General features: G+C 58.2%; 28 protein-coding genes and 1 tRNA gene. 16 read left to right on the forward strand and 13 right to left on the reverse strand.

Annotated elements, in window-relative coordinates:
* Nucleotides 1-56: 56 nt before the first annotated feature.
* Both H7C18_RS23765 and H7C18_RS23770 read right to left on the reverse strand, forming a co-directional pair.
* Nucleotides 57-132, reverse strand: a tRNA-Arg gene (locus H7C18_RS23765).
* 135 nt (nucleotides 133-267) lie between these two features.
* Complete coding sequence (locus H7C18_RS23770) at nucleotides 268-681, reverse strand: VOC family protein (RefSeq protein WP_185131596.1); 414 nt, start codon at nucleotides 679-681, stop codon at nucleotides 268-270.
* A gap of 201 nt (nucleotides 682-882) precedes the next feature.
* Between H7C18_RS23770 and H7C18_RS23775 the strand changes: the two genes are divergently transcribed.
* Nucleotides 883-1,377: a putative immunity protein gene (locus H7C18_RS23775; RefSeq protein WP_185131597.1), complete on the forward strand. Its 495-nt coding sequence runs from the start codon at nucleotides 883-885 to the stop codon at nucleotides 1,375-1,377.
* A gap of 27 nt (nucleotides 1,378-1,404) precedes the next feature.
* On the forward strand, nucleotides 1,405-1,989 hold the full coding sequence (locus tag H7C18_RS23780) for a DJ-1/PfpI family protein (protein ID WP_185131598.1): 585 nt from the start codon (nucleotides 1,405-1,407) through the stop codon (nucleotides 1,987-1,989).
* Between the two features lie 14 nt (nucleotides 1,990-2,003).
* Here the strand turns inward: H7C18_RS23780 and H7C18_RS23785 are convergent, their stop codons facing one another.
* From H7C18_RS23785 to H7C18_RS23795, 3 genes are all read right to left on the reverse strand, one after another.
* Nucleotides 2,004-2,567, reverse strand: a complete 564-nt coding sequence (locus H7C18_RS23785; RefSeq protein WP_185131599.1) for a TetR/AcrR family transcriptional regulator — start codon at nucleotides 2,565-2,567, stop codon at nucleotides 2,004-2,006.
* Between the two features lie 62 nt (nucleotides 2,568-2,629).
* On the reverse strand, nucleotides 2,630-3,103 hold the full coding sequence (locus H7C18_RS23790) for a nuclear transport factor 2 family protein (protein WP_185131600.1): 474 nt from the start codon (nucleotides 3,101-3,103) through the stop codon (nucleotides 2,630-2,632).
* Nucleotides 3,104-3,241: 138 nt separating this feature from the next.
* Entirely contained in the window at nucleotides 3,242-3,937 is a 696-nt protein-coding gene (locus tag H7C18_RS23795) for a type 1 glutamine amidotransferase (protein ID WP_185131601.1), read from the reverse strand.
* A 168-nt stretch (nucleotides 3,938-4,105) separates the two neighbouring features.
* On the opposite strand from H7C18_RS23795, the gene H7C18_RS23800 reads away from it, so the two are divergent.
* The 5 genes from H7C18_RS23800 to H7C18_RS23820 all read left to right on the forward strand — a co-directional run bounded on the left by H7C18_RS23800 (nucleotide 4,106) and on the right by H7C18_RS23820 (nucleotide 8,340).
* Nucleotides 4,106-4,849, forward strand: a complete 744-nt coding sequence (locus tag H7C18_RS23800; protein WP_185131602.1) for a response regulator transcription factor — start codon at nucleotides 4,106-4,108, stop codon at nucleotides 4,847-4,849.
* A 4-nt stretch (nucleotides 4,850-4,853) separates the two neighbouring features.
* Nucleotides 4,854-5,915: a sensor histidine kinase gene (locus tag H7C18_RS23805; RefSeq protein ID WP_185131603.1), complete on the forward strand. Its 1,062-nt coding sequence runs from the start codon at nucleotides 4,854-4,856 to the stop codon at nucleotides 5,913-5,915.
* 82 nt (nucleotides 5,916-5,997) lie between these two features.
* Nucleotides 5,998-6,492, forward strand: coding sequence for a hypothetical protein (locus tag H7C18_RS23810; protein WP_185131604.1), 495 nt, complete (start codon nucleotides 5,998-6,000; stop codon nucleotides 6,490-6,492).
* A gap of 70 nt (nucleotides 6,493-6,562) precedes the next feature.
* Nucleotides 6,563-7,186: a DUF3995 domain-containing protein gene (locus H7C18_RS23815; protein WP_185131605.1), complete on the forward strand. Its 624-nt coding sequence runs from the start codon at nucleotides 6,563-6,565 to the stop codon at nucleotides 7,184-7,186.
* Between the two features lie 47 nt (nucleotides 7,187-7,233).
* Nucleotides 7,234-8,340 carry a hypothetical protein gene (locus H7C18_RS23820; RefSeq protein WP_202887326.1) on the forward strand — a complete coding sequence of 369 codons (1,107 nt, stop codon included), beginning with the start codon at nucleotides 7,234-7,236 and terminating at the stop codon, nucleotides 8,338-8,340.
* Nucleotides 8,341-8,356: 16 nt separating this feature from the next.
* Here the strand turns inward: H7C18_RS23820 and H7C18_RS23825 are convergent, their stop codons facing one another.
* Complete coding sequence (locus H7C18_RS23825) at nucleotides 8,357-9,466, reverse strand: Gfo/Idh/MocA family protein (RefSeq protein WP_185131606.1); 1,110 nt, start codon at nucleotides 9,464-9,466, stop codon at nucleotides 8,357-8,359.
* 130 nt (nucleotides 9,467-9,596) lie between these two features.
* Between H7C18_RS23825 and H7C18_RS23830 the strand changes: the two genes are divergently transcribed.
* Nucleotides 9,597-9,989 carry a winged helix-turn-helix transcriptional regulator gene (locus H7C18_RS23830; protein WP_185131607.1) on the forward strand — a complete coding sequence of 131 codons (393 nt, stop codon included), beginning with the start codon at nucleotides 9,597-9,599 and terminating at the stop codon, nucleotides 9,987-9,989.
* Between the two features lie 35 nt (nucleotides 9,990-10,024).
* Nucleotides 10,025-10,573 carry a hypothetical protein gene (locus H7C18_RS23835; protein WP_185131608.1) on the forward strand — a complete coding sequence of 183 codons (549 nt, stop codon included), beginning with the start codon at nucleotides 10,025-10,027 and terminating at the stop codon, nucleotides 10,571-10,573.
* Here H7C18_RS23835 and H7C18_RS23840 read toward each other — a convergent pair.
* From H7C18_RS23840 to H7C18_RS23850, 3 genes are read right to left on the reverse strand one after another with little or no spacing between them, the layout of a single operon-like run.
* Nucleotides 10,501-10,893, reverse strand: a complete 393-nt coding sequence (locus H7C18_RS23840) for a VOC family protein (RefSeq protein WP_185131609.1) — start codon at nucleotides 10,891-10,893, stop codon at nucleotides 10,501-10,503. The genes H7C18_RS23835 and H7C18_RS23840 overlap by 73 nt on opposite strands.
* A gap of 43 nt (nucleotides 10,894-10,936) precedes the next feature.
* Nucleotides 10,937-11,266: an ArsR/SmtB family transcription factor gene (locus H7C18_RS23845; RefSeq protein ID WP_185131610.1), complete on the reverse strand. Its 330-nt coding sequence runs from the start codon at nucleotides 11,264-11,266 to the stop codon at nucleotides 10,937-10,939.
* Nucleotides 11,263-11,904, reverse strand: coding sequence for an SRPBCC family protein (locus tag H7C18_RS23850; RefSeq protein WP_185131611.1), 642 nt, complete (start codon nucleotides 11,902-11,904; stop codon nucleotides 11,263-11,265). The genes H7C18_RS23845 and H7C18_RS23850 overlap by 4 nt, the downstream gene beginning before the upstream one ends.
* A gap of 222 nt (nucleotides 11,905-12,126) precedes the next feature.
* Between H7C18_RS23850 and H7C18_RS23855 the strand changes: the two genes are divergently transcribed.
* From H7C18_RS23855 to H7C18_RS23885, 7 genes are all read left to right on the forward strand, one after another.
* Entirely contained in the window at nucleotides 12,127-12,588 is a 462-nt protein-coding gene (locus H7C18_RS23855) for a GNAT family N-acetyltransferase (RefSeq protein WP_185131612.1), read from the forward strand.
* A 16-nt stretch (nucleotides 12,589-12,604) separates the two neighbouring features.
* Nucleotides 12,605-13,456 (forward strand): GNAT family N-acetyltransferase, encoded by an 852-nt coding sequence (locus H7C18_RS23860; protein ID WP_185131613.1) that lies wholly within the window; start codon nucleotides 12,605-12,607, stop codon nucleotides 13,454-13,456.
* A 321-nt stretch (nucleotides 13,457-13,777) separates the two neighbouring features.
* Entirely contained in the window at nucleotides 13,778-14,782 is a 1,005-nt protein-coding gene (locus H7C18_RS23865; RefSeq protein ID WP_185131614.1) for an alpha/beta hydrolase family protein, read from the forward strand.
* 306 nt (nucleotides 14,783-15,088) lie between these two features.
* Nucleotides 15,089-15,541: a DoxX family protein gene (locus H7C18_RS23870; protein ID WP_185131615.1), complete on the forward strand. Its 453-nt coding sequence runs from the start codon at nucleotides 15,089-15,091 to the stop codon at nucleotides 15,539-15,541.
* A 22-nt stretch (nucleotides 15,542-15,563) separates the two neighbouring features.
* Nucleotides 15,564-15,893 carry a metalloregulator ArsR/SmtB family transcription factor gene (locus tag H7C18_RS23875; RefSeq protein ID WP_185131616.1) on the forward strand — a complete coding sequence of 110 codons (330 nt, stop codon included), beginning with the start codon at nucleotides 15,564-15,566 and terminating at the stop codon, nucleotides 15,891-15,893.
* Nucleotides 15,890-16,288 (forward strand): SRPBCC family protein, encoded by a 399-nt coding sequence (locus H7C18_RS23880; protein ID WP_185131617.1) that lies wholly within the window; start codon nucleotides 15,890-15,892, stop codon nucleotides 16,286-16,288. Before H7C18_RS23875 ends, H7C18_RS23880 begins: the two co-directional genes overlap by 4 nt.
* Before the next feature lie 298 nt (nucleotides 16,289-16,586).
* Entirely contained in the window at nucleotides 16,587-17,351 is a 765-nt protein-coding gene (locus H7C18_RS23885; protein WP_185131618.1) for a DUF3800 domain-containing protein, read from the forward strand.
* A 187-nt stretch (nucleotides 17,352-17,538) separates the two neighbouring features.
* Here the strand turns inward: H7C18_RS23885 and H7C18_RS23890 are convergent, their stop codons facing one another.
* From H7C18_RS23890 to H7C18_RS23905, 4 genes are all read right to left on the reverse strand, one after another.
* The gene (locus H7C18_RS23890; RefSeq protein WP_185131619.1) at nucleotides 17,539-17,718 is read right to left on the reverse strand and encodes a hypothetical protein; all 180 of its coding nucleotides are present in this window, start codon (nucleotides 17,716-17,718) and stop codon (nucleotides 17,539-17,541) included.
* A gap of 68 nt (nucleotides 17,719-17,786) precedes the next feature.
* A complete protein-coding gene (locus H7C18_RS23895; RefSeq protein ID WP_185131620.1) occupies nucleotides 17,787-18,419 on the reverse strand; it encodes an FMN-dependent NADH-azoreductase in 633 nt (210 codons plus the stop codon).
* 242 nt (nucleotides 18,420-18,661) lie between these two features.
* Nucleotides 18,662-20,419, reverse strand: a complete 1,758-nt coding sequence (locus H7C18_RS23900) for an ATP-binding protein (protein ID WP_185131621.1) — start codon at nucleotides 20,417-20,419, stop codon at nucleotides 18,662-18,664.
* Nucleotides 20,394-21,509, reverse strand: a complete 1,116-nt coding sequence (locus H7C18_RS23905) for an SIR2 family protein (RefSeq protein ID WP_185131622.1) — start codon at nucleotides 21,507-21,509, stop codon at nucleotides 20,394-20,396. The genes H7C18_RS23900 and H7C18_RS23905 overlap by 26 nt, the downstream gene beginning before the upstream one ends.
* Between the last annotated feature and the right edge of the window lie 16 nt (nucleotides 21,510-21,525).

A 21,525-nucleotide genomic window follows, 5' to 3' on the forward strand; every position in this document is an offset into this window, starting at 1 on the left:
ACCCGTTCCTTACGGGCTGCGGCCTTATTGCGTATGTAGGAACGCTTGTCATAAACTGGCGGCCCCGAGATGAATCGAACATCCGACACCACGTTTAGGAAACGTGTGCTCTATCCGCTGAGCTACGGGGCCACGGCAAAAATCATTATATCATAAGTCTTACCAAGAGCCAAAAGGAATTGCTCGGATCTCCGAAAGCCGCCGGCCGCCCGAATCAAAACCAGCGCCCCGAAAGCGAGGCGCTGGCGAGGATCGGGAAACGCATCCTTATTCGTTGATGTAATTGAATTGCCAGCCGATTCCGAATTTGTCCGTCACCATGCCGTAGCATTTGCTCCAAAACGTCTCCTGCAGCTCCATGGTAATGCTGCCGCCTTCCTTCAGCTTATGGAACGCCTCGCGCACTGCGGCCTCGCTCTTGCTGGAGAAGGAGAGAGAGATGTTGTTCCCTTGCTGGAAAGGCATCCCCGGGAATACGTCCGAGAACATCAAGTCGCTGCCTTCGATCGTCAGTCTCGCATGCATGACCAAATTCTCGGAGCCGGGCGGCAACGGATTCGCCGGATCCGCCGGCATCGAGCCGAACGTCATAATGTCGGCTTCCACCCCGAAAACCTCGGCATAGAACTCGACGACCTCGCGCGTGTTGCCGTTGAAGTTCAAATAGGCATTAAGCGGCACTTTATCCACTCCTTGGACAAGTTTGACGAACAAACAAATTTTAGCATGACCACTCGCCAAAAGCAAACGCATGTTCTTAAAATGAGCTTCAAGTCGGAGACTTTGTTCCCCTTTTGTTCTGTACGAAGGCATTCGGTCATGTTATATTCTAAGCAATTAATCATCGGACTGCTTCATCGCCCGAATTCCGGGAGGTCGAGGATGGACATAGGGAGATTCACGGATTCCAAAACAGGGAAGGAGATCGCGAAGCTTCTAAAGGATAAAGACCGCAGGCTGCTGGTTCTGTGGGCCGCGGAATGCGCCGAGCGAGTGCTGCCATGCTTCGAGAAGCAGTATCCGGGCGACGGGCGCCCCCGTCAAGCGATCGAAGCCGGACGCGCCTGGGTGCGCGGCGTCGTTCCGATGGGCGAAGCCCGCAAAGCCGCGTTCGCCGCCCACACCGCCGCTCGCGACGCCGGTCATGCCGCTGCCGGCGCCGCCGCCCGCGCGGCCGGTCACGCCGCGGCTGCCGCTCACGTGGCCGGGCATGCGGCACACGCCGCCACCTACGCGGCCAAATCCGCCGCGTTCGCCGCCGAACCGGCCGAGGCCGCCAAGCGGACCGAGGCGGAGCGCCGCTGGCAGCGGCAGAGACTCATGGAATTGAAAATCGTTTCGGAGAGCGCTCCAAAAACGAATAGACTGAAAATTTAGTCAAAGTTTCGATCGGGAGGCCTGCGGATGAAGATCGGATTCGTGCTGTTTGACGGTCTCACGTTTTTGGATTTCGTCGGGTTTTACGATGTGATCAACCGGTTGAATTTGTTCGAGGATACGAAGGGGACGACGTGGGAGCTGTGCGGGCCGGCTCCCGAAGTTACCGACGAGAGGGGCCTGACCGTCAAGGTAGACAAGATCAAGCCGGATCTGTCCGCCTATGACCTGATCTTCGTTCCGGGAGGAATGGGGACGCGCCGGCTCCGCTACGACGAGGAGTTCGTCGCGTGGCTCCGCCAAGCCGCTTCCGCCCGCTACCTCGTCTCGGTCTGCACGGGTTCCCTGCTGCTCGGCGCCGCCGGTTTCCTGCACGGCAAAAAGGCGACGACCCATCCGAACGTTTACGACTTGCTGGAGCCTTATTGCGAAGAAGTCGTTCGCTCCCGGATCGTGAGGGACGGAGACTTGATTACCGCCGGAGGCGTATCCGCCTCGATCGACCTCGGATTGTACGTGATCGGGATGCTGGCCGGTCAGGAAGCGGCCGCAACCGTCCAGAAACAAATCGACTATCCTTATGAGGCGCAGGGAATCGCCGAGATCGGATAATCGGGCGATATCGCTCACGCCCTTGCGGTTCCGGCACGCAGCCCGTCGCAGACGACGGTCATCATCTTCCTCCACGCGTCCCCCCCGGCGTCCTGACGCTTAACGAGCAGAACGCCGGAGAGCAGCGCCAGCACGTCGGCGACGCCGACGTCGCTCCGCACCGCTCCGGCACGCTGCGCGCGGGACAGCAGCTCGCCGATCGCGTCGTATAGCTCCTGCTGGGCATTCTCGTCGCAAGGGACGTCGGCGCCGGCTTTCGCGATCCCGTCCGCCAGCGCCTTATTCATGAGGGAAGCCTCGACGATATGGGTCGCGAACCCGAAGAACGCCTCTCCCGGCTTTTCATGATCGAACAACGATCTCGCTTTCTCGATCAGCCGCCGCTTATGGCCCGAGACGACGGCCTCGAACAAAGCTTCCTTCGTCGGAAAATGGCGGTACACCGTTCCGACCCCCACGCCGGCCCGGCTGGCGATCTCGTCGATCTGCACCGCAAGCCCCTCGCTCGCGAACGCCTCGCCCGCGACTTCGAGCAGCCGTTCCCGGTTCCGCCTTGCGTCCGCACGCAGCTTGGTCATCGCTTCCGCACGCTCCTTTTCCTAGATTGTATGGGAAAAGGACATGCGCTGACAAGCGCCGGTCAGTCCGGCCGGCCGTCGCCCGATAGCCGCTCGACAAGCCGCGGCAGCATCCCCAGCGTCTCCGCGATCGCCAGCGGATTCGTATAAGCCCGCATGGATACGATCCGCCCTTCCCGAACCCGCATGATCAGGAGATCCGAGAAACGGAACTCGCGATTCGTCTCGATCAGCCTGCCGCTCATGTTGTACTCGGCAATCAAGACCTCCGGGTCGAGCGTCTCGTGAACGACCACCGAATCGAACCCGTCAATCTTCATCGGGAACATCTGATGCGCCGCCTTCAGCCGCGCCCGAATCTGCTCGCGGCCCGTCATCCGGCCGCTGTCGCCCGGAGAGGCGAACACGCTTTCCGACACCGCGTCCTCCGCGTGCAAATCCGCATAGGCGTCCATATCCCTCGTTTGCAAATACCGAAACACCCGATCCAGAACCTCGCGCGGACTTCCGACAGGGTAAGATGATGGCTCGGACAACAGAATCACTTCTCCTTTTCGCATATAATCGGAACCACGGTTCCGTTTATCATTATACGGAGTTATGGTTCCGTTTGTCAAAACAGAAAAGCCGGCTTGCGGAACATACGTCCCGGGCCGGCTTGCATGTCGTATGGATCAGGAGGAGAGATTCCGCTCGAATCGGTCCAGAATGCCATGCAGCATGGCGTGGGAATCGCGGGTGCGCGCAAGCTGTTCCCGGATGCGGTCGGCGTCCTGGATATACGGCGCTGCTTGCAATTCCCCCGACCACCGGTTCAGCATCGTCTCGATGCAGGACGGCGTCGACTCCAGGTGGAACTGAGTACCGAGCACGTTCGGACCGTACGCGAACGCCTGATTCCGGCAAGCTTCCGAATAGGCGAGCCGCTCCGCGCCGGGCGGCAAGTCGAACGCATCCCCGTGCCACTGGTAAGAGTGGAAGCGATCCGGCATTCCTTCAAACAAAGGGTGGGGCTGACCGGTCCGCCGAATCGAATGGAAGCCGATCTCCTTGTGCTCATGCCGGTATACTTTGCCGCCCAGCACTTCGGCCAGCAGCTGTCCGCCGAGGCAGATGCCGAGGACGGCCTTGCCCCCGCGAACCGCCCCGAGGATAAATTTCTTCTCCTCCGCCAGCCACGGATAACGCTCTTCCTCGTAGACGCTCATCGGGCCGCCCAGCACAACCAAGAAATCGAACGGCTCCATGTCAGATAATATTCCCCCAATGGACGGGTCGATGATCGTGCAGTCATGGCCCCTTTCCTCCGCCCAGCCCGTAACCGCGCTCTCGTCATCGAAGTCAAAATGCTTCAGCAGCAAAACTCTCATCGTTCTCCCCCCGGTCGCTCGCCCTTCCGATGCTGCGTCAAGTATGATCGTCATTTTAGTCTCGATCCGATTTTATGTCAATAAACCTTACGCACTCTCGTTCTATGCAGCTCAAATTTAGAAGTGCTATACTGATTGCGATTCTTTCCGCCACGGAGGAGCTCTACGATGATCTCACCCCCTAACGGCTATTCGCGCAACGAAGCGATCCTGCTCGTCGACGACGAGGAAGGTCTGCTGGTCATGCTGGAAAATCTCCTTCGTCAGGAAGGATTCGCCCGCATTACGAAGGCCGGTTCCGCCGCCGAAGCGCTCCAGGCCGCGCGGACGGCGAGCTTCGATATGATCGTGCTCGATGTCATGCTCCCGGACCGGGACGGCTTCTCGCTGTGCGCCGAGCTGCGGCAAACCGTGCGCGCCCCCATTCTGTTCCTGACCGCCCGCTCCAGCGATCTGGATAAGCTGAGAGGCTTGCACCTGGGCGGCGACGACTACGTCACGAAGCCGTTCAATCCGATGGAAGTGGTCGCCCGCATCCAGGCCCACCTGAGAAGAAGCTCCGTCTACGCGGCGGCGGATATCCGCGGGCCCGAGCCCGAGGAAGTTTACTCCTACGAAGTTTTTACGGTGAACCGTACGACCGGGCAATTGATCGTGAACGGAACGGAGATCCCTTGCCCGGCCAAGGAGCTGGAGCTGCTGCTCTACTTCTGCAAGCATCCGAACCGGGTGTTTACCGCCCAGCAGCTCTATGAGCAAGTATGGGGCTCCATGATCGAGGGCGACGAGAAAACGGTGGTCATCCATATCTCCAGGCTGCGCAAGAAGCTGGAGGCCGACCCGTCCGACCCCAAAGTCATCGTCACGCTAAGAGGCATCGGGTACAAATTCGTTCCGCCGCGGGGAGGCTGAGCCGATGAACTTCATGGTGCGCGTCGCGCTTCAGCTGCTGGCGGCCGCCGTCCTCTTCGCTCTGTGCGTCCAGGCCGTCGCGATCGGAGCGGTATGGCTCATCTGGCCGGGGGCGGCGACGGACGAGCAGGGATTGGGGAGCTTTCAGATTTTCACGCTCGTCCTATGCGCCGTTCTCTTCCTGCTGACGCTGCTTCTGATCGGCTGGTACTTGGGGAAGCCGGTCTACCTTGTCATGGTCTGGATCCGGCGTCTGGCCGGCGGGAACTACGAATCTCCCTTGCGCTGGGATCCGATCACCCGGAAAAACGGATCGCTGAAGATTCCATACGCGGTATACAAAGAATTGTTCGAGCATCTTCGGATGCTGGCAAGTACGCTTCAACAAAACGAGAAAGAGCTGCGGCAAGCGGAACAAACGAAGCAAGAATGGATCCAAGGCATCTCCCACGATCTGAAAACGCCGCTCGCCTACATCGCCGGCTACTCCGCCATGCTGACCAACGGGCAATATCGGTGGAGCGAAGCGGAGCGGCAGCAGTTCCTGTCCGTCATTCACCAGAAGGCGACCCATCTGCAGGAATTGGTTCAGGATCTGAACGAGACGATGGAAGGGCAAATTCCGCTTCGAAAAGAAGCGGCGGACTTGGCCGAGCTTACGCGCCGAACGGTGGCGGATATCGGCAGCGCGCCTTGGGCGGAAGGCTACTCGTTCTCCATGGAGTCGGAGCCGGCATCGGTTCCGTTCGTCGGCGATCCGAAGCTGCTGACGAGAGCGATTCGCAACCTGCTCGTCAACGCGGTCGTCCACAACCCGGAAGGAACCGGGATCGCGGTCCGTCTCTCGCTTCTTCCCGATCGGACGGCGGAGATCCGCATCGAAGACGACGGGATCGGATTCGCCGAGCCCCGGTCCTCAAGCGGCGAGTCCCCGGCCGAGCGCCCGGGGCTGGGCCTGTCGATCGCGAGACAGCTCGTCGAAGCCCATGGCGGGACCTTTAGCATCTTCAGCAAGCCGGGCGAAGGAACCTCTCTGTCGATCAGGCTGCCGCTAGCGCAAAGTTAGGATCGTGTTGAGCTTCCGTTTACCTCCTGTTTACCTCATCCGCTTATACTGAGGGCAACGAGGACAGAGGAGGTGAATGGACATGATTCGGTTTGCATCCGCGAAATGGGGCTATGCCGCCTCGATCGCTCTCCTCCCTTACGCCATCCTCAAAACCTTATGGGCGAACGGGTTCGCCGTTCTGGCCACCTCGGCCGGCATCCGGGAGCTTCATGCTTCCATGATGGCAAACGGCGACCCCGTCAGCCGCTTCCTGTACCTTTACGGCGTCGACCCGACCGCCCTGCTCGCGCTGATCGCTTCCCTTCTTGCGCTTGCGCTGGTCCGGAATTGGGGACGCAGGCTCCCGCTCTGGCTGCTGCTTCTGCCCGCCGGCTTGGGCGGGCTTGGCTTCCTCTTCGTCTGCCTCGTCACTTCGTACCGGCTGCTGGCCGGCGACATCCGGATGTCCGACAGCCCGGAGTTCAGCCCTTGGGTGCTGCTCCCGGTGTACGGAGGCTTTCTGGCGTGGGGAGTGACGATCTGCATGGCGGCTTTGTCTTACGGCATCCGCAGGAGCCTTGCCGCCCGGGCGTGACTGCGAAACGCACAATGGTTAGAATCGAGCTTTCATGTGAATTATTTCACAAAAAAGGAGGTTCTTTAGCATGAGCCAACGAAATCATTCCTTCGCGGATTTTCCCCGGATTTCGGCATGGCCTGTCTACGCCGGATGCGCGTGGGCGCTCCTGTATGCCGTGCTGATCCGGTTCTATCAGGCAGCGGGAGGAACGATCGGCCTCCCGGGGACGATCCACGACCCCGACGCCTTCCGCCAAGCCAGCTATAACGCGGGCGTCGCCATCACGGTGTGCGCGTTCATTCTGCTGGCCCTCGCGAACCCCGGGCGCCGGGCTCTCTTCCCGCGAATTCCTTGGATCGGCAGAAGGCGGGTTCAACGGTTCGCGCTGCTTGCCCCCACCTTGTTTTTCAGCTGTATTTTGCTTGCCCACGGGGTCGCCGGAATGCTCCGGAATGTTTTATTCCTGACAGGCTCCATCTCCATCGACCTTCCGCTGTTCGATACCGTTAACCTGCGTCTGTTCTCTCTGTGGGATCTTCTCGTTTACGAACTGTGGTTTTTGATCATGGGAGTGCTGTCGGGTCTGGCTGCCGCGCATTACGCGCAATCTTCCGGCGTCTCCCCTTCCGCGATTCGCGTGGGCGCACTCCTTTATTCGCTCGTTTCCTTGCTGGCTTCGGCGCTGCTCCTCTATGCGGTGCTCGCCTGATGCGGCCGCCCAATCTGCATGGACCGAAAGGGAGACGTGATTCCAAGATGACTGGCATCGGTACAGAAAATGTTGAAGCGGACACGACGGCAGCGCAGAGGATCGCCCCGCTTCGCTTTTGGAAACGCTGGCCCGAATGGATTCGAGATGCGGCGCTGGTCTGGACGCTCATCTATGGCACGGCAGCCTTATATTGGTCGCTGGGCGGAGCAGGTTTCCCCTTGGGCCTGGAGAACGATCCGGCGGCGGGAAGCTCGATTTTCAGCCGGGCGACCGCCTCGGCCGGCGCGCCGATCGCCGCCGTCCTCTGCTTGCTGGGGGCAATCGCTCTTCTCCTGTTCCGTCTTCGGGTACGCGGGCTCGTCCGGACGCTTCTGCTCGGCTATGCCTGGATCGCCGCGGCGACCCTCATCTTCGCCGTCCCCGACGCCCGCGTGCTGATCGCGACCGCCTATGCCCCAATTGCCTTGGTCGCCGCTTTGATCGGCCGGCCGGTTCATTATTTGGATTCCTTCTCCTGGCCGATCGTCCATCAGTTCGTCTGCCTGGCGGGCGGTCTGCTGTGGGGAGCGGCGGTGTTGTCCTTTCAGCGGCGAACCCGGGACGCCTGCGCGTCCTGCGGACGCCGCTCCGGCGCAAGCCGCGAGACGGTGGCCGAAACGGCGGCTCGCTGGGGCCGTCGGGCGACCTATGTCGCGATTGGGTCTCCCGTCTACTACGACGCCACGCGCATCGCCTGGCTGTTCCGAATCCCGCTGGGAATCTCCCGGGAGATGCTGGACGACCTGTGGTCCACCGGAGGGGTATGGGCCGGCATGGGTCTTGCCCTCGTGTCGCTGACCGGCACCGTGTTGATGCACGGACTGATTCGGCCCTGGGGAGAGATCTTCCCTCGCTGGGTCCCCTTTTGGGCCGGCAAACGCGTTCCCCCGGCACTCGCCATCGTTCCGGCCGCGCTGGCATCCGTGATGATCGCCGTGACCGGCATCCAAGTCGCCGGTCAATTCCTGTTCGAGCCGGCTATCGTCGGCCTTGGATGGGGCGCTTCGACCCCGCTTCTGCTGCTGCCGGTCTGGGGAGTCGCTTTGGGGATCGCGACGATCGCCTATTATTACCGGCGGCGGGGCCGCTGCGAAAAGTGCGGCAGAGGGTAAAGGCCCCGATCTTACTTTAAGCTTGCGGCCTCGCTCTCAACGAAGCGGAAGCGCGGATCCGATCAAGCAGTTCGTGTACGGTTACGGCCGTGCGGAAGTCGGGAGCCCGCCGGCCGTTCGCCGTCAGATCTTCCCGGATTGCCTCGTACATCAGCGCGACGTTCAAGATCGGCCCGGCCTGAACCTGACCGGCCAACCGGTCGTACCGGGCCGGCACCTGCAGCTCCTCGTAGCGGGCGCCGCTCCCCTTCGCAGCTTTTATCAGGAAGGAGTCAATCTGGAACATGAAGCCGCTTCTGGATTCCAGGATCAGATCTCCTTCGGTTCCGTTCACCTCCATAACGAAGCGGCCCGCATGGGAATTGCGGACATGAGCCGACAGAATGGCTCCTTCTCTGAATTTTCCGCTCACGACGACATGATCCGGCGCGGTCACCTGCACCGTCTCCCCTGTCTCCTCGATCCGGACTTCCCGAACCTCCGTCTCCAGAAGGCCCGATACCTCGGGCACCGATCCGAACAGATAAAGAAGCCCGTCCAGGAGATGACCCGCCGTAATCGTGAGGTTGTTGGCCCCATTGGCCGCATCCAGCATGTAAGATCGCGACCGCTTCAGCTCCTTCGAACGGGTCGGATAGGTCGGCAGCGAGTAATTGACGTTGAACGCCCTCACCCGTCCGATATAACCTTCGGCCAACAAGTCCCTCACGTAGGATAGCTCCGGATTGACCCGCGCCTGCAGTCCGACGAAATGGCGGATTCCTTTCTCTTCCGCCGTCTGCAGCATAAGAGCCGCTTCCGCAGTCGTCCTGCCGAGCGGAAATTCGCAATAGACATGCTTCCCGGCGGCAACCGCCATGCGGACGAGCTTCTCGTGCTCCGGGACTCTAACCGTAACCGACACGAGATCGACGTCCGGATCCGATACCAGCTCGTACGGATTGATGTAGGCGCGGGGGACCGCGAACTGTTTGGCCGTCCGATCGGCGCTTTCCTGCCGGGTCGCGGCGACCGCCATCGTGCGGAACCCCTGCAGTCCCTGCAAAGCCGGCAGGTGCGCAGCTCCTCCCCATGTTCCGTCCAGACTCGCTCCAATGACGCCTACGCCTAAGATGCCGTCTTTCATCCGAATCCTCTCCTTCTCGCGTTTCTGCCGTTTTCCGAACCTCGACATCATGATAATCCGAATATTACAATGGTTGTAGAAGGCACTTTTCGGTTCGTACGAACCCGGCGGTGCGTAGGAGGAGATGGCTATGGCGAAGCGGGACCCGATCATCACCCTTGAGGAATGCTCCTATCGAAAAATTTTGGACATCGTCTCCAGCAAGTGGGCCGTCCTCGTCATGGCCGTTCTCTCCGGCGGAACCAAGCGATACGGCGAGCTGCGAAGGCGGATTGCCGACATCTCCCAGAAGATGCTGACGCAAACGCTCAAGCAGCTCGAAAGGGACGGATTGGTCGAGCGCAACGCCATCCCGTCCGTGCCCCCGACCGTCGAATATTCTCTGACTCCGCTCGGCCAAACGCTGATCCCCCATTTTGCCCAGATGAGGCAATGGGCGAACGAATATTACGATTCCGTCGAACGGGCGAGAATGGACTATGACCGGAAAGCCGAGAACCCGGCTGCAGGCGAACAGAGGTAAGTACGATTCTGGCGAACGCTTCTGGAGGCATCTCAATGAACCGGCACCTGTTCGACACCTTCCTGTTCTTGACTCGGCGGCTCAACGAAGACTTGGGGATCATTCCGCTGCTGTACGGCTCCTTGGGGCTGGAGGCGATAACGGATGCGGAGCTGTTCCCGCTGGATATCGACTTGCTGATCCCAGAGGTGCATCTGACTGACGGCTGGAGCGAGTTGGAACGGAGAATGGCAAGCTACGGCTACGGGCTCGTCGACCTGCATGAGCATGAATTTGCGAACGGCCGCACCAAGGCGGCCTTCGCCCGATTAGAGGAGCTGGAGACGTTCGCCGGTATCCGGCCGGACGCCTTGGAGACCGTAAACCGCGAGGGAGCCCTGTTTCGGCAGCTCAAGCTGGAACAGTTTCTGCGCGTCTATCGAAGATCGTCTCAGGACGGCTACCGCAGCACGAAAAAAAGCGGCAAAGACGCCGGCAAAATCCGGCTAATCGAAGACCTGTTGCAGCGTAATTATGGGAGATTGACTTGCCATGAAACTCCGAACTTATCGACGACCCAACCAAACTTCCTGCTGAACGAATAATCAGCTAAAGGCATGAGGACAGCTCCGCCTTCGGATAATTGTTTATAAAGACGGTCAATCTCTTCTTCCGTATCGGTTGTAATAAAAAGAGAAAACGAAGGGGTAAAAGTAAAATTATGCTTCACGTTGCTATCGATACACATATATTCCCGGCCCTTTAACGTAAAGGTGGCCTGAAACACGCTTCCCTCATCGCCCGCTTCATTTGCTCCATAACGGGAGATGCTCGTAATCTCCGAATCCTCGATGACGGAGGTGTAATAATTCATCGCCTCCTCCGCTTTTCCTTGAAACATTAAGAACGGCGTAACCTTTTCCATAACGATTCACTCCTTTTTCTTTTTTCTGAAGGCCGACGAGCCTTCAATCTTTCCGCGTCTTCTTGCCCCTCGCGATCTCGGTTTCGAGCGCGCCGAGCTTCGGTTCCCAGAAGGAGCGAAAACGATCGAGCCAATCGTCGACCTCCTGCAGCAACCTGGCGTCCAACGAATAGATTCGACGCTGCTTATCGATCTTTACGTTGGCGAAACCGCTGTCCCGCAGAACCCGAAGATGCTGCGAAACAGCGGCTTGGGTGATGCCGAACTCTTGTTGGATGTCCTCGACAATATCGCCCGAGCGCCGCTCGCCCTCGGCGAGCAGCTCCAGGATGCGGCGCCGTACCGGGTCGCCAAGTACGTCGAAGGCGTTCATTCGGCGCCCTGCGGTCCGCTTCCCGTATAGAAGGCCGTGACCTGCTTCGCTGCATCCTCGGCCCAGGACGCGTTCTCTCCGGCTGCAACAGCCGCACGCCGCCAGTCCTCGCTGCAGTCGGCCATGAAAGACTTTCCTTCCCTCGAGGCCATAAAGGCATTTTCATCTATGCGGTCCGCATCGCTCGCCGAAAGGTGGAACTCCAACCCAACCAAGGCCAGATCCCAGCCGACGCCGACCGCACCCGGCCCAAACTTCTTCCAGTGGTCGTCAACCGGGCAAATATGAGACAACGTCAGGCGGGACCGGTCTTCCCCTTCAGCGGATAAGCGCAGCTCGACCCAGCTTAAGCCGCCTCCGAATTCCCAGGTCACGGAAAAATAATGCGGCGGCACGCACTCGGTAATGAGGCCGCCGGCATTATCCTTGATTTGATACCGGCCCCCGAGCTTCAATTCGCCGCTGACCGGCGCAAACCAGCGGGGCAACCGCTCCGGATTGGTCACGGCATCCCATAAATCGTCCGGCGTCGTGTCGTAAGAGCGCTCCAGCGTAACATTGCGAACGGGCTTCCCCTCTCGCTCGAGCTCCGACACCGTGCGGGTAACCGCTCCCAAACAAGACTCTAAATTGAACATCCTCACTCATCTCCATTCGCAAATTTGTTTATACAAGTTTACACTTATATAATTTTAGGCTTGTATAAAATTTAGCTTGTATTTGGAGCTATGTCAAGGGAACGATTAGCTTTTCTGGCTCTTCCCTTTTAAATAAAGGGACCGATCAGCTACACTAAGACGTAACGGCCTCAATCCCGGATCGCTGGATTCGTTGGAACACATCCGCAAGGAGGAAAGCGCGTGACGAACGTTCGAATCGTCGAATGCAAGCGATTGGACCTCGCCGCTCTTCAGAAGCTGCTCCGCGAGAGCGAAGAAGAAGGACACCGGCACATTCGGAGGCTGATTCGGGACTACGAGTCCGGCGCCAATCGCTTCGACAAGAGCGGCGAGGCCTTATGGACGGCTTCGGTCGGAGAAACCACTGTCGGCGTCTGCGGGCTGAACCGAGATCCCTACTCGGCGGCGGACGGAATCGGCAGGCTTCGGCGTATGTATGTCATGCGGGATTTTCGAAGGCGCGGCGTCGGAAGCGCGCTGGTTCGGGAAGCGATCCGCGAGGCGCGAAAGCATTACGGCTCGTTGGCGTTAAAGACCGATAACCCCGCCGCGGATTCGTTTTACCAGTCGCTCGGCTTTCAGGAGCTCCCTCCCGATCCGAACGCATCGGCGACCCATCTGATGGTGCTGGAAGAACCATAAGGAGGAATCAGAAGCGGTGAATCTATCAGACATCCGGTACGAACGCTTAAGAAAGAAAGACTATCCTACCGCCAAAGAACTGCTAAGCTACGACGCCGGTGCGGGCGAGGACATCCTGCGGGTGCTTGCCAAAGAACCGGAATTGTTCGTTGCCGCGTTTTTGAAGGATCGGTTCGTTGCGCTGGCCCAAGTGAACGAACCGGCGCCCCAAACCTATTTGACGGTGTTCGTCCATCCGCAACTGCGCAGGCAAGGAATCGGTTCCGCCATGGTAAAGTATGCCGAAAACGAATTAAGGGCAGGCGGAGCCCAGAAAATCAGAAGCTCTTTTCGCGCAGGCGACCCGTCATCCGCTGAGTTCGCGCGTAAGCATGGGTATGAGCGAGCCTTCTCATCGGCCTATATGCAGCGAACCGGCGGCTTCTTTCCCCTGGAGGAGCTTCCGGTAAGGCCGTACGCAGACGATGACTATCCGGCCAGCCAATCGATGTACGCCAAAGCTTTTCATGAAATGCGCGTCCGCGTCGGCGGCTTTCCCGATTCTGTCATTGCCCGGCCCAGCGAGAAAGAAAGAAGAGAATGGAATGAGGACGCGGAAGACCGTTTTGTCTACGAGCTGGATGGGGAAATTATCGCTTACAGCCACATCTCCGGCAACGAACTTAGCAGCGTTTCCGTTCGCACGGACTTTCAGGGGCGCGGAATCGGAAGAAAGTTTGTTCCGTATTTATGCAACGAGATTTATCGGCGCGGCCATTCAACCGTCAACCTTTGGTGCGTTGTCGGGAATTATGCGAGAGATCTGTACGATAGCCTTGGATTTCAAGAGAATTACAAGATGGATTTCATGAGAAAAACGTTGATCTAATCTTGACGAGAGTTCTAACCGCTCCCCTCCTCCCAACATCCAATCTTGTCTCCGCATTGCCCGATCAGACCGGGCTTGACCCTTCCATGCACGCCACTGTTTGATTCGCCTTGGGTATCTCTGAGGATTATTCGCGGTAGCCCTAACGATTATCCCCGGCCTATCATGCCGGAGCGGCGGGGAATGAGGGACGCCGTCGGAGCTTCGCGCAATTGTCGCTGTCAGGATTGTAGCCATTTATCCGGAGCTACGGTTCGGCTGCTGCGTTCCGCAACCGGAAGGAGTTGAAATCGCATGATGAGATGAAGCCCTGACACATTTTTGGAGCAGCTGCACGCCCGCACGCCCGATTACGCGTTCCATGCCGAATCGTACCGGGAGGGGGAGTTGTGGAGGGCCGGACTCGCCGCGGCGCTGCGGGACGCTTTGGCTCTGCCGTCCATGGAGGGCGGCTTGGCTCCGCCCGTCTTGCTTGAGCGGACGGACTGCGGGACGTACATACGCGAGCATATGGAGATGGCTACGGCTCCGCATCTGACCATGCCGTTCTACCTGCTCACGCCCAAGGAGGCACAGCCGCTCTATCCGGCGGTTCTGGCCTGTCCCGGCCACGGGTACGGCTACAAGCAGCTGCTCGGCCTGCTTCCCGACGGCACCGCGCGGACCGGGGAGCCGGGCCTGTACAAGGATTATCCCGCCGAGCTCGCCAGGCGGGGCATGATGGTCATCGTTCCCGAGCTGCTGGGGCTCGGGGACCGGCGGCTGGAGCGCGACCGGGACAAGGAACCGGAAGCCAATTCATGCTTCTCCCTGGCGATGAATCTGCTGATGGCGGGGAAGACTCTGGCCGGCTTCCGCGTGCACGAGATGATGCGCTGCATCGACTACGTGTTGTCCCGCGGCGATGTTGCGCCGGAGAGGATCGGCTGCATGGGCTTCTCCGGCGGCGGATTTGTCTGCGCCTTGACGGCAGCGCTCGATGAGCGGATCGCGGCGACCGTCATCAGCGGCTATACCAATACGTTCCGGGACAGCACCATGGCCAAGCCGCACTGCTCCGACAATTACGTTCCCGGCTTGCAGAGGCTGGCCGAAATGCCTGACATCTGGGGGCTGATCGCGCCCCGGCCGCTGCTGATCGAATCAGGCGAAGCGGATGCGGGCTTCCCGCTGTACGGCGCGCTGAAGGCGATCGGCCGTCTGGAAGACGTTTACCGCGCGGCGGGCGCGGAAGCGAGCCTGTTCAAGGACATTCACCCGGGAAAGCATGAGATATCCGGGGCGGTCGCTTTCGACTGGCTGCAGGATCGGCTGGGAGCAGGGTAACGGCAGCAAGGCAACGCTGAAGGAGACTGAAATTCGGCTGGACGATATACGGCTCCGATATCATCGGCTTGTTGTTGATTGGTTGCGCGGAGAACCGCTGCCGGCAATGCTTCTCGAGTCTAAACGCGGGTTACATCGTAAAGCTTCGGCATTCGTGCCGAAGCTTTTGTTATTGCCTCAATGTACGATGGTTCTCATTCAAAAAAGAAGTTGTTGACACGACACCATTAGGTGTCTTATTATCTAACAAGACACCAAACGGTGTCCAATTAAAAATCTAAACTAGCAACGATCAGGAGAGAGAAGATGAGTTCCATCACTGTCGAAGGAACAGATTCGAAGACACCGAACCGGTCTCGAAAAAAAGCGATCGCTTACTGGGTGGCTACCGTGCTGCTTGTATTCGTGGTGGGCGCAGGCGGAATCGGGGAGCTGACGCGCCAATGGGGAACGATGGACACCGTGAAGATCGTGGGATACCCGATCTATTTCCTGACCATTCTCGGGACTTGGAAGGTACTCGGGGCGATCGCCCTCCTCGTGCCGGGCTTTCCGCGCCTCAAAGAATGGGCGTATGCGGGCATCGTCTTCGGGATGACTGGCGCGGCCGCTTCTCATGCTTTCGCGGATGATATTGGAGCTTACGCTTATCATCTGTTCAGCCCCCTTGGCTTTGCGATTCTCGCCCTTATTTCATGGGCGCTGCGCCCGAAGAGCCGCACGCTAAAGGAGGTGATCCGATGGCGATCTGACGGATAGTCCCAAACTAGGAGAGGGTGTCGTGAGCGACAATAACCGGCTGCGGGACGTGTTTGACGCGATTGCGGATCCGACCCGGCGGCGGCTGATTCGCCTCTTGGCGGAAACGGACGAGATGCCGCTTCATGAATTGACGGCACCGTTCAACATGGGCCGTACCGCGGTATCGAAGCATTTAGCCATTCTGAAAGAGGCCGGTTTGGTGCTCGACCGAAAAGTCGGCAGAGAAACGCGATTCCGGCTGAACGCCGCTCCGCTCAGAGAAATTCAAGACTGGCTGGCGTTCTACAGCAGGTTCTGGAACACGAACTTACGGCGCTTGAACCAACTATTAGAGGAGGAAGAAAAATGAGTTCTACGGTATCCCTGGATTTTCAATATACGACGTCGATCGAGAAGGTTTGGTCCGCTTTAACCGATTCCGGCAAGCTTGCCCAATGGGTCATGGAGAACGATTTTAAAGCGGTCGAAGGTCATCGCTTCCAGTTCCGCACGACGCCGTCCGAATGGTGGAACGGAATCGTTGACAGCGAAGTGCTTGTCGTGGACGCGCCGAACCGGTTGTCCTATACCTGGGTCAGCGGAGGGGAGAAGAACACGGTCACCTGGACGCTGCAGGATCTGGGGAACGGGAAGGTGAGCCTTCATCTCGAGCAATCCGGAATCGAGAATGCGAAAGTGCTCGAAGGCGCCAAGTACGGCTGGACCAAAATGTGCGGCGATCTTGAGAATGTATTGAATCCATAATAAACGAATCTGTGATGATCATAAATACGCTTAAAAAGGCCATCCAAAACGGGATGGCCTTCAGGCTGTCGCCCCATTTATCTCGCGGTAATTGATTCAGAAAAGGTTTAATAAGCGGATCAGAAAGCGCCAAAGAATCCTAGGAACCTTCTCGACACTATAAGGCATTTTCAAATAGGATGTAAGAATCATGTCAAGAGTCACGAAATACATAAGTTTCCAATCATATTGAATGACCTAAAGCATAGTTGATATAATAGGGGAGGCATTGAAGATTTAGGTGTTAGGAGCTAATACCATGTACTTAGTATATGTTGATGAGAGTGGGGATATTGGGTTAACTGGATCTCCGACTCCTTATTTTGCACTAAGTGCGTTAGTTGTGCATGAATCACAATGGAGAAGATTATTGGATGATGTAGTTCAATTTCGAACGAACATGCGGAATTTTTATGGTCTAAAATTGAGAGAAGAAATTCATGCAGCCCATTTCTTTGCTAAACCTGGAGATCTAGCTCGAATACCTAAACACGATAGACTTCAAATCTGTAAGAGGGCAATCGACTTCCAAGAGAACTTGGGCTATATCAATCTAGTTAATATTGTTGTAAAGAAGGCTGGAAAAGCACCAACCTTTGATGTTTTTGAAATGGCATGGAACCGTTTAGTGCAAAGAATCGATAACACTATCCAATATGGGAATTTCCCAAATGGTAATGGCAGAGGTGTTGATAAGGCTATTATCATTCCGGATCAGACAGATAATAAGAAATTAACTGGGTTAGTTCGGAGAATGCGGAGGTATAATCCGGTTCCTAACTTAGGGGCACCTGGATATAGAATGTTACAAACTAATCTCATTGTTGAAGATCCTTACTTCAAAGACTCTTCCGATTCTTATCTTCATCAGCTTGTTGATGTCAACGCATACTTTCTCTACCAAATGCATCATCCGAATTCATATATTCGTTCAAAATCGGCTCAGAATTTCTTTAAACGGTATAACACTGCGTTATGCAAAGTTGCCTCGCTCAGTGACCCTCTCGGTATCGTTTATATTTAGCAACAAAAATAAAAGGCCCTGTAAGGGCCGGTGGGAGCCTACTACCGAGTCGAGCTCGGGTTCAGTTCCAACTTAATTTTAATTGAATAATTTCGTGATGTCAAAGCAAGAAAATTAAACAAAGAACAGCTAATCAACTCGAAGCGCACCGCCGCCCCCGGAGCTCGGGAGCGGCGGATTTGATTTCTTACCCTGTAATGACAGCCACGATTTTAGGGACAGGGATAAACATTTTGGTTCCAAGCAGCGTTCGAAGGACGACGATCCCCTTGTTCACTTTCACCACGACGCCTCCGACTTCTTCCGCCGAAACTAATTTAAGCACGACGGCTTTCCCGCGACAACGCCTCAAAAGACCCACAATCATGGCGATCCCTCCTCTTCATGTCCCCCTTTTTATTACTATGAAAGGGTTGCATTAGGGTTCGGGCTCCATCAAGCCGAAAAGTCGGCCGCTGCGGCATCCGCTTCCGGATACGCTTTGGCCAAAACCTCCTCCCTTGGCGTTGAATGGTTCCCCTGGGCGCGGATGATTTGATAATCAACCCCCATAAAGTTGAACATCGACTTCAAATACTTGTGAGAAAACTCGACTTCCGTGTACCAATCCTGATTCGTATAAACGCCGTCGCTCGCTTGGATAACGAGAACGTTCCTTCCGTCGTGCAGCAGACCGACCGATCCCTTGTCCGTGTAAGCGAAGGTCTCTTTGGCGATCAGGATGTTATCGATGTAGTCCTTCAGCTTCGACGGAATACTGAAGTTATGCAACGGCATGGCGATGACGTACCTTTTGGCGCTCTTGAATTGCCGAAGAATCTCGGACATCCGGTCGGCGACCTTCCGCTCCTCTTCGGTCAAAGGCTCGTTCCTTCCGTTTTTCTCCTGTATGCTCAAGAAGATCCGATCGATGCAGGGAACATAATCGCGGTACAAATCGATTTGCTCGACGGGACCTTCCGGGTTGAACTTGCGATAAGTTTCCAGGAAACGGCGAAGCACGAGCAGGCTTACGGACGAGTCGGATTCCACTTTGGGGTGCGCATTGATGACGAGCAGCTTTTCCATTGATGTCTCTCTCCTTTGTCTTTAACAAGTCGGGGATATAAAGAAGACAAAGTTCCTGCGGAGTTTGTGACAAAAGAAGTGCCTTCCGGCGGACATAGAATAAAAAAGCGGCTGCGAGCTACCATGCAGCCGGTTGATTTCGATTCGGGTCTCGGGGCCGGGCTTCATCTTTCTTGGTTGTTGCGCTCCGGTTTGCGTACTCATTTGTTATTTCCTCCTCGCCGTTGAATTATTCGGACTCTTTACGCTTGCGCATCCGCACGAGAAGCCGTCTGCCGCCTCAGGTTCCGGACCGTCAGCGCCAGGTTCTGTTCGTTCGCCGCGCGGCTCCATTCGTCCCAGAACCGGACGGACGGCGATTCGGGAGCGTAAGCAGGCTCCCGAAGGCGAATCCGGCTCGGCAGCGGACAGGCGTCGCCCACGACGACCGCTTCGCCGACGCCGAGCGTCGCCAGCAAGTCCTCGATGCCTCCCTGGTTCTCGGGGAGCAGGCGGGATACCGCGCTTTTGTCGGCGGAATGGGCGAGCCGCAGCGCGACGACATTGTGGCATTGGCTCGCCACTGCCGGGTTCAGCTCGGAGGGGCGCTGGCTCACGACGAGCAGGCTGACGCCGTATTTGCGCCCCTCCTTCGCGATTCGCCCGAACGGGTCGAGCGCCCGCGCTTCCGCCGCGTCCGCGGCCGCCCGGTGCGGCAGGTAGAGATGCGCTTCCTCGCATATAAGCGCTATCGGACGCCGATGCCGGCGGTCGGACCACATCTGCAGCTGGAACACCAGCCGTGCCGTCAGACCGATCACCATCGGCAGAATGTCCGAAGGCACTTCGCTGAAGTCAACGATCTTCACCCCCGCCCGCTCCGCCGAACCGGCTCTCATCAGCTTCTCGGCCAATACGTCTAAATAGCTTGACGATAAGGCCGCCTCCGGCAGCGCGAACAGAAATCCGAGCCGGCGGTCGCTTCGCTTGGCGTCCAGGCGCGGGAGAAAGCGGTTGAACCGCCCGTAAAAAGGGCCGTTGACCGGGCCGTTCTTGCCCGGCACCTTCTGCTCGTTCAGCTCGGCGATCTCCGCGACCGCATCGTCCAGACGGTAAGGAACGGGACTGTCGATGGTGAACGTGTCCAGCTCCTCCGCCATGCCGGCGGCGGACAGCGATGCCCGTTTGGCATGGACGACGGCCTGGCTGAACGCCATCGCCTGGTTCGGAGCGTTCTCGTCGCTCCGGTCCAGAATGAGCGCCAGCATGTCCTCATATCCGAGCAGCCAATACGGCAGAAAGAGCGCGCTATCGCCGGGTCGCTCCAGATCGGCCGGTCCGGCGATCCGGTATCGCGTCACGCGAGGGTGCTTCGCCAGCGGTTCATATTCCCCGTGCAGATCGAACAGAATCGCGTTGGCGCTCGCCAATTCGGCGACCTGCTCCATCAAGGCGGCCACCGCCCACGATTTTCCCGAGCCGGTCGAGCCGACGATCAGGGCATGGCGTTGGAAAAACGCGTTGCCGTCCAGCCAGGCTTCCGTCTCCGGCTCATCTGCCAGCGCATAAGTCCCCAGCGACAGCGGCGCCCCGTGACGCGCGGACCCTTCGGCGACCAGAGCGACGAACTGCGCCAGATCCTCCCCAAGCAGCAGGAAGCATTGGGCGCCGATCTCGGGCAGCGACTCCACTGCGCGGGTGAATACCGCCTGTTCTCTTCCTCCGCCGGGCCCCTTCAGCGTACCCAGCGCATGAATCGTCACGTCGTTCAGAACCGTCCCGAAGCCGCGCGCATCCTCATTTTTTCCCGGATCGGCTTCGAACCGCACCACGCGCGCGATTCTTCCGATCAATCTGGCGTTCGCATCGGCCGTATGGAGGATGACGTAGCCGTTCACGTTCGCCCGTCTGAGCTGCCGCTCGTCCGTCGTCGAGACGTTCACGCGGCAGCTGTCGACTTTGTTTACCAGTCCGATTCGCCGATTCGGGCGAAGATTAAACAAGTCCGGTCGTTCCCGCATCCGCCTCCACCCCCCACGCGGCCGCGAGCAGCCCTTTGAGCGTCCACAGGCCGGGATCCCGAACGGAGAACGTCTGCCCCCCGTCTCCGACGATCCGGCTGCCGTCCCCTTCCTTCTCGAAGGCGAAGTAATGACGGATTTTGCGCTCCCGGATCAACGCTTTGACGCTGTCCGACAGATTCCTCGCCGCAATGACCTTCGGCACCGATTCGTCGCGAAGAAGCGTCTCGAAGCTCGCCTGAACATGATGGTCGTTGAATCCGAAGCCGACGACGACCAAGGCTCGGCACCCTTCGAGCGCGGAGCGCATCTGCGCCAGCACGCCGGCATAAGGATCCCGGTGCGTCTCCAGATACTTGCCCGTGCCCGGCGTCACGATGGCCGGCGTAATCTTCACCTTGGCCAGCTGCGGCAGCAGGTGGCTGCCGACGCCTTGAACTTTCCGAATCTGCCCGTCCGGATACTTGAACCAGCTGAGCGACCCGTGAGGCTTATAGAGCCGCACGTAGGGATAACGCGTCGTGATCGTCCGCTTGCCGAGCCTCGTGATGTTCTTCATTCGCTCGTCCAGCTCCGCGGCCGAAAGCGGAACGCCGATGGCACCCTCGTTGAATCCGTCCCAGACGCCCCAGCCGGAAGCGGACGCCGACCACTCCAACAGATGGTCGTAGTTCGTCGTCACCATATCGATCGTGAAATGATTCGTATTTCTCGCATTGCGAAAATAGCGGACGAACCCCGTCGGATCGCATCCGTTCGAGATGTCCAGCACCTGCTTCTGCTCGTCCTCGGAGATGCGGCGCCACGTATGCCGCACGATCTCTTGAAGCAGCGATTCGCTGAGCGCCTCGCCCGAAAGCTGCAGCGCTTCCTCCAGCCCCCGGCGTTCGGCCGTCAGCCGGCGGAGGATCCGCCTCCACTCCCTCGCATCCGCGAGCGAGAGCAAATCCGCCGAGACGTGCTCGGCCAGATAAGCGGCCAATCGGGCCATGGTGGAGATTCCCGCTCCCGCGGAAGACCCGCTTCCGACCAGGAAAACCGGATGGAGACGGAACACATTCTCGATAAAAGCGGCATAAGGAGCGTTCATGGCAATTCTCCTATTG

The organism is Cohnella zeiphila, assembly GCF_014212055.1.
Classification (GTDB): Bacteria; Bacillota; Bacilli; order Paenibacillales; family Paenibacillaceae; genus Cohnella; species Cohnella zeiphila.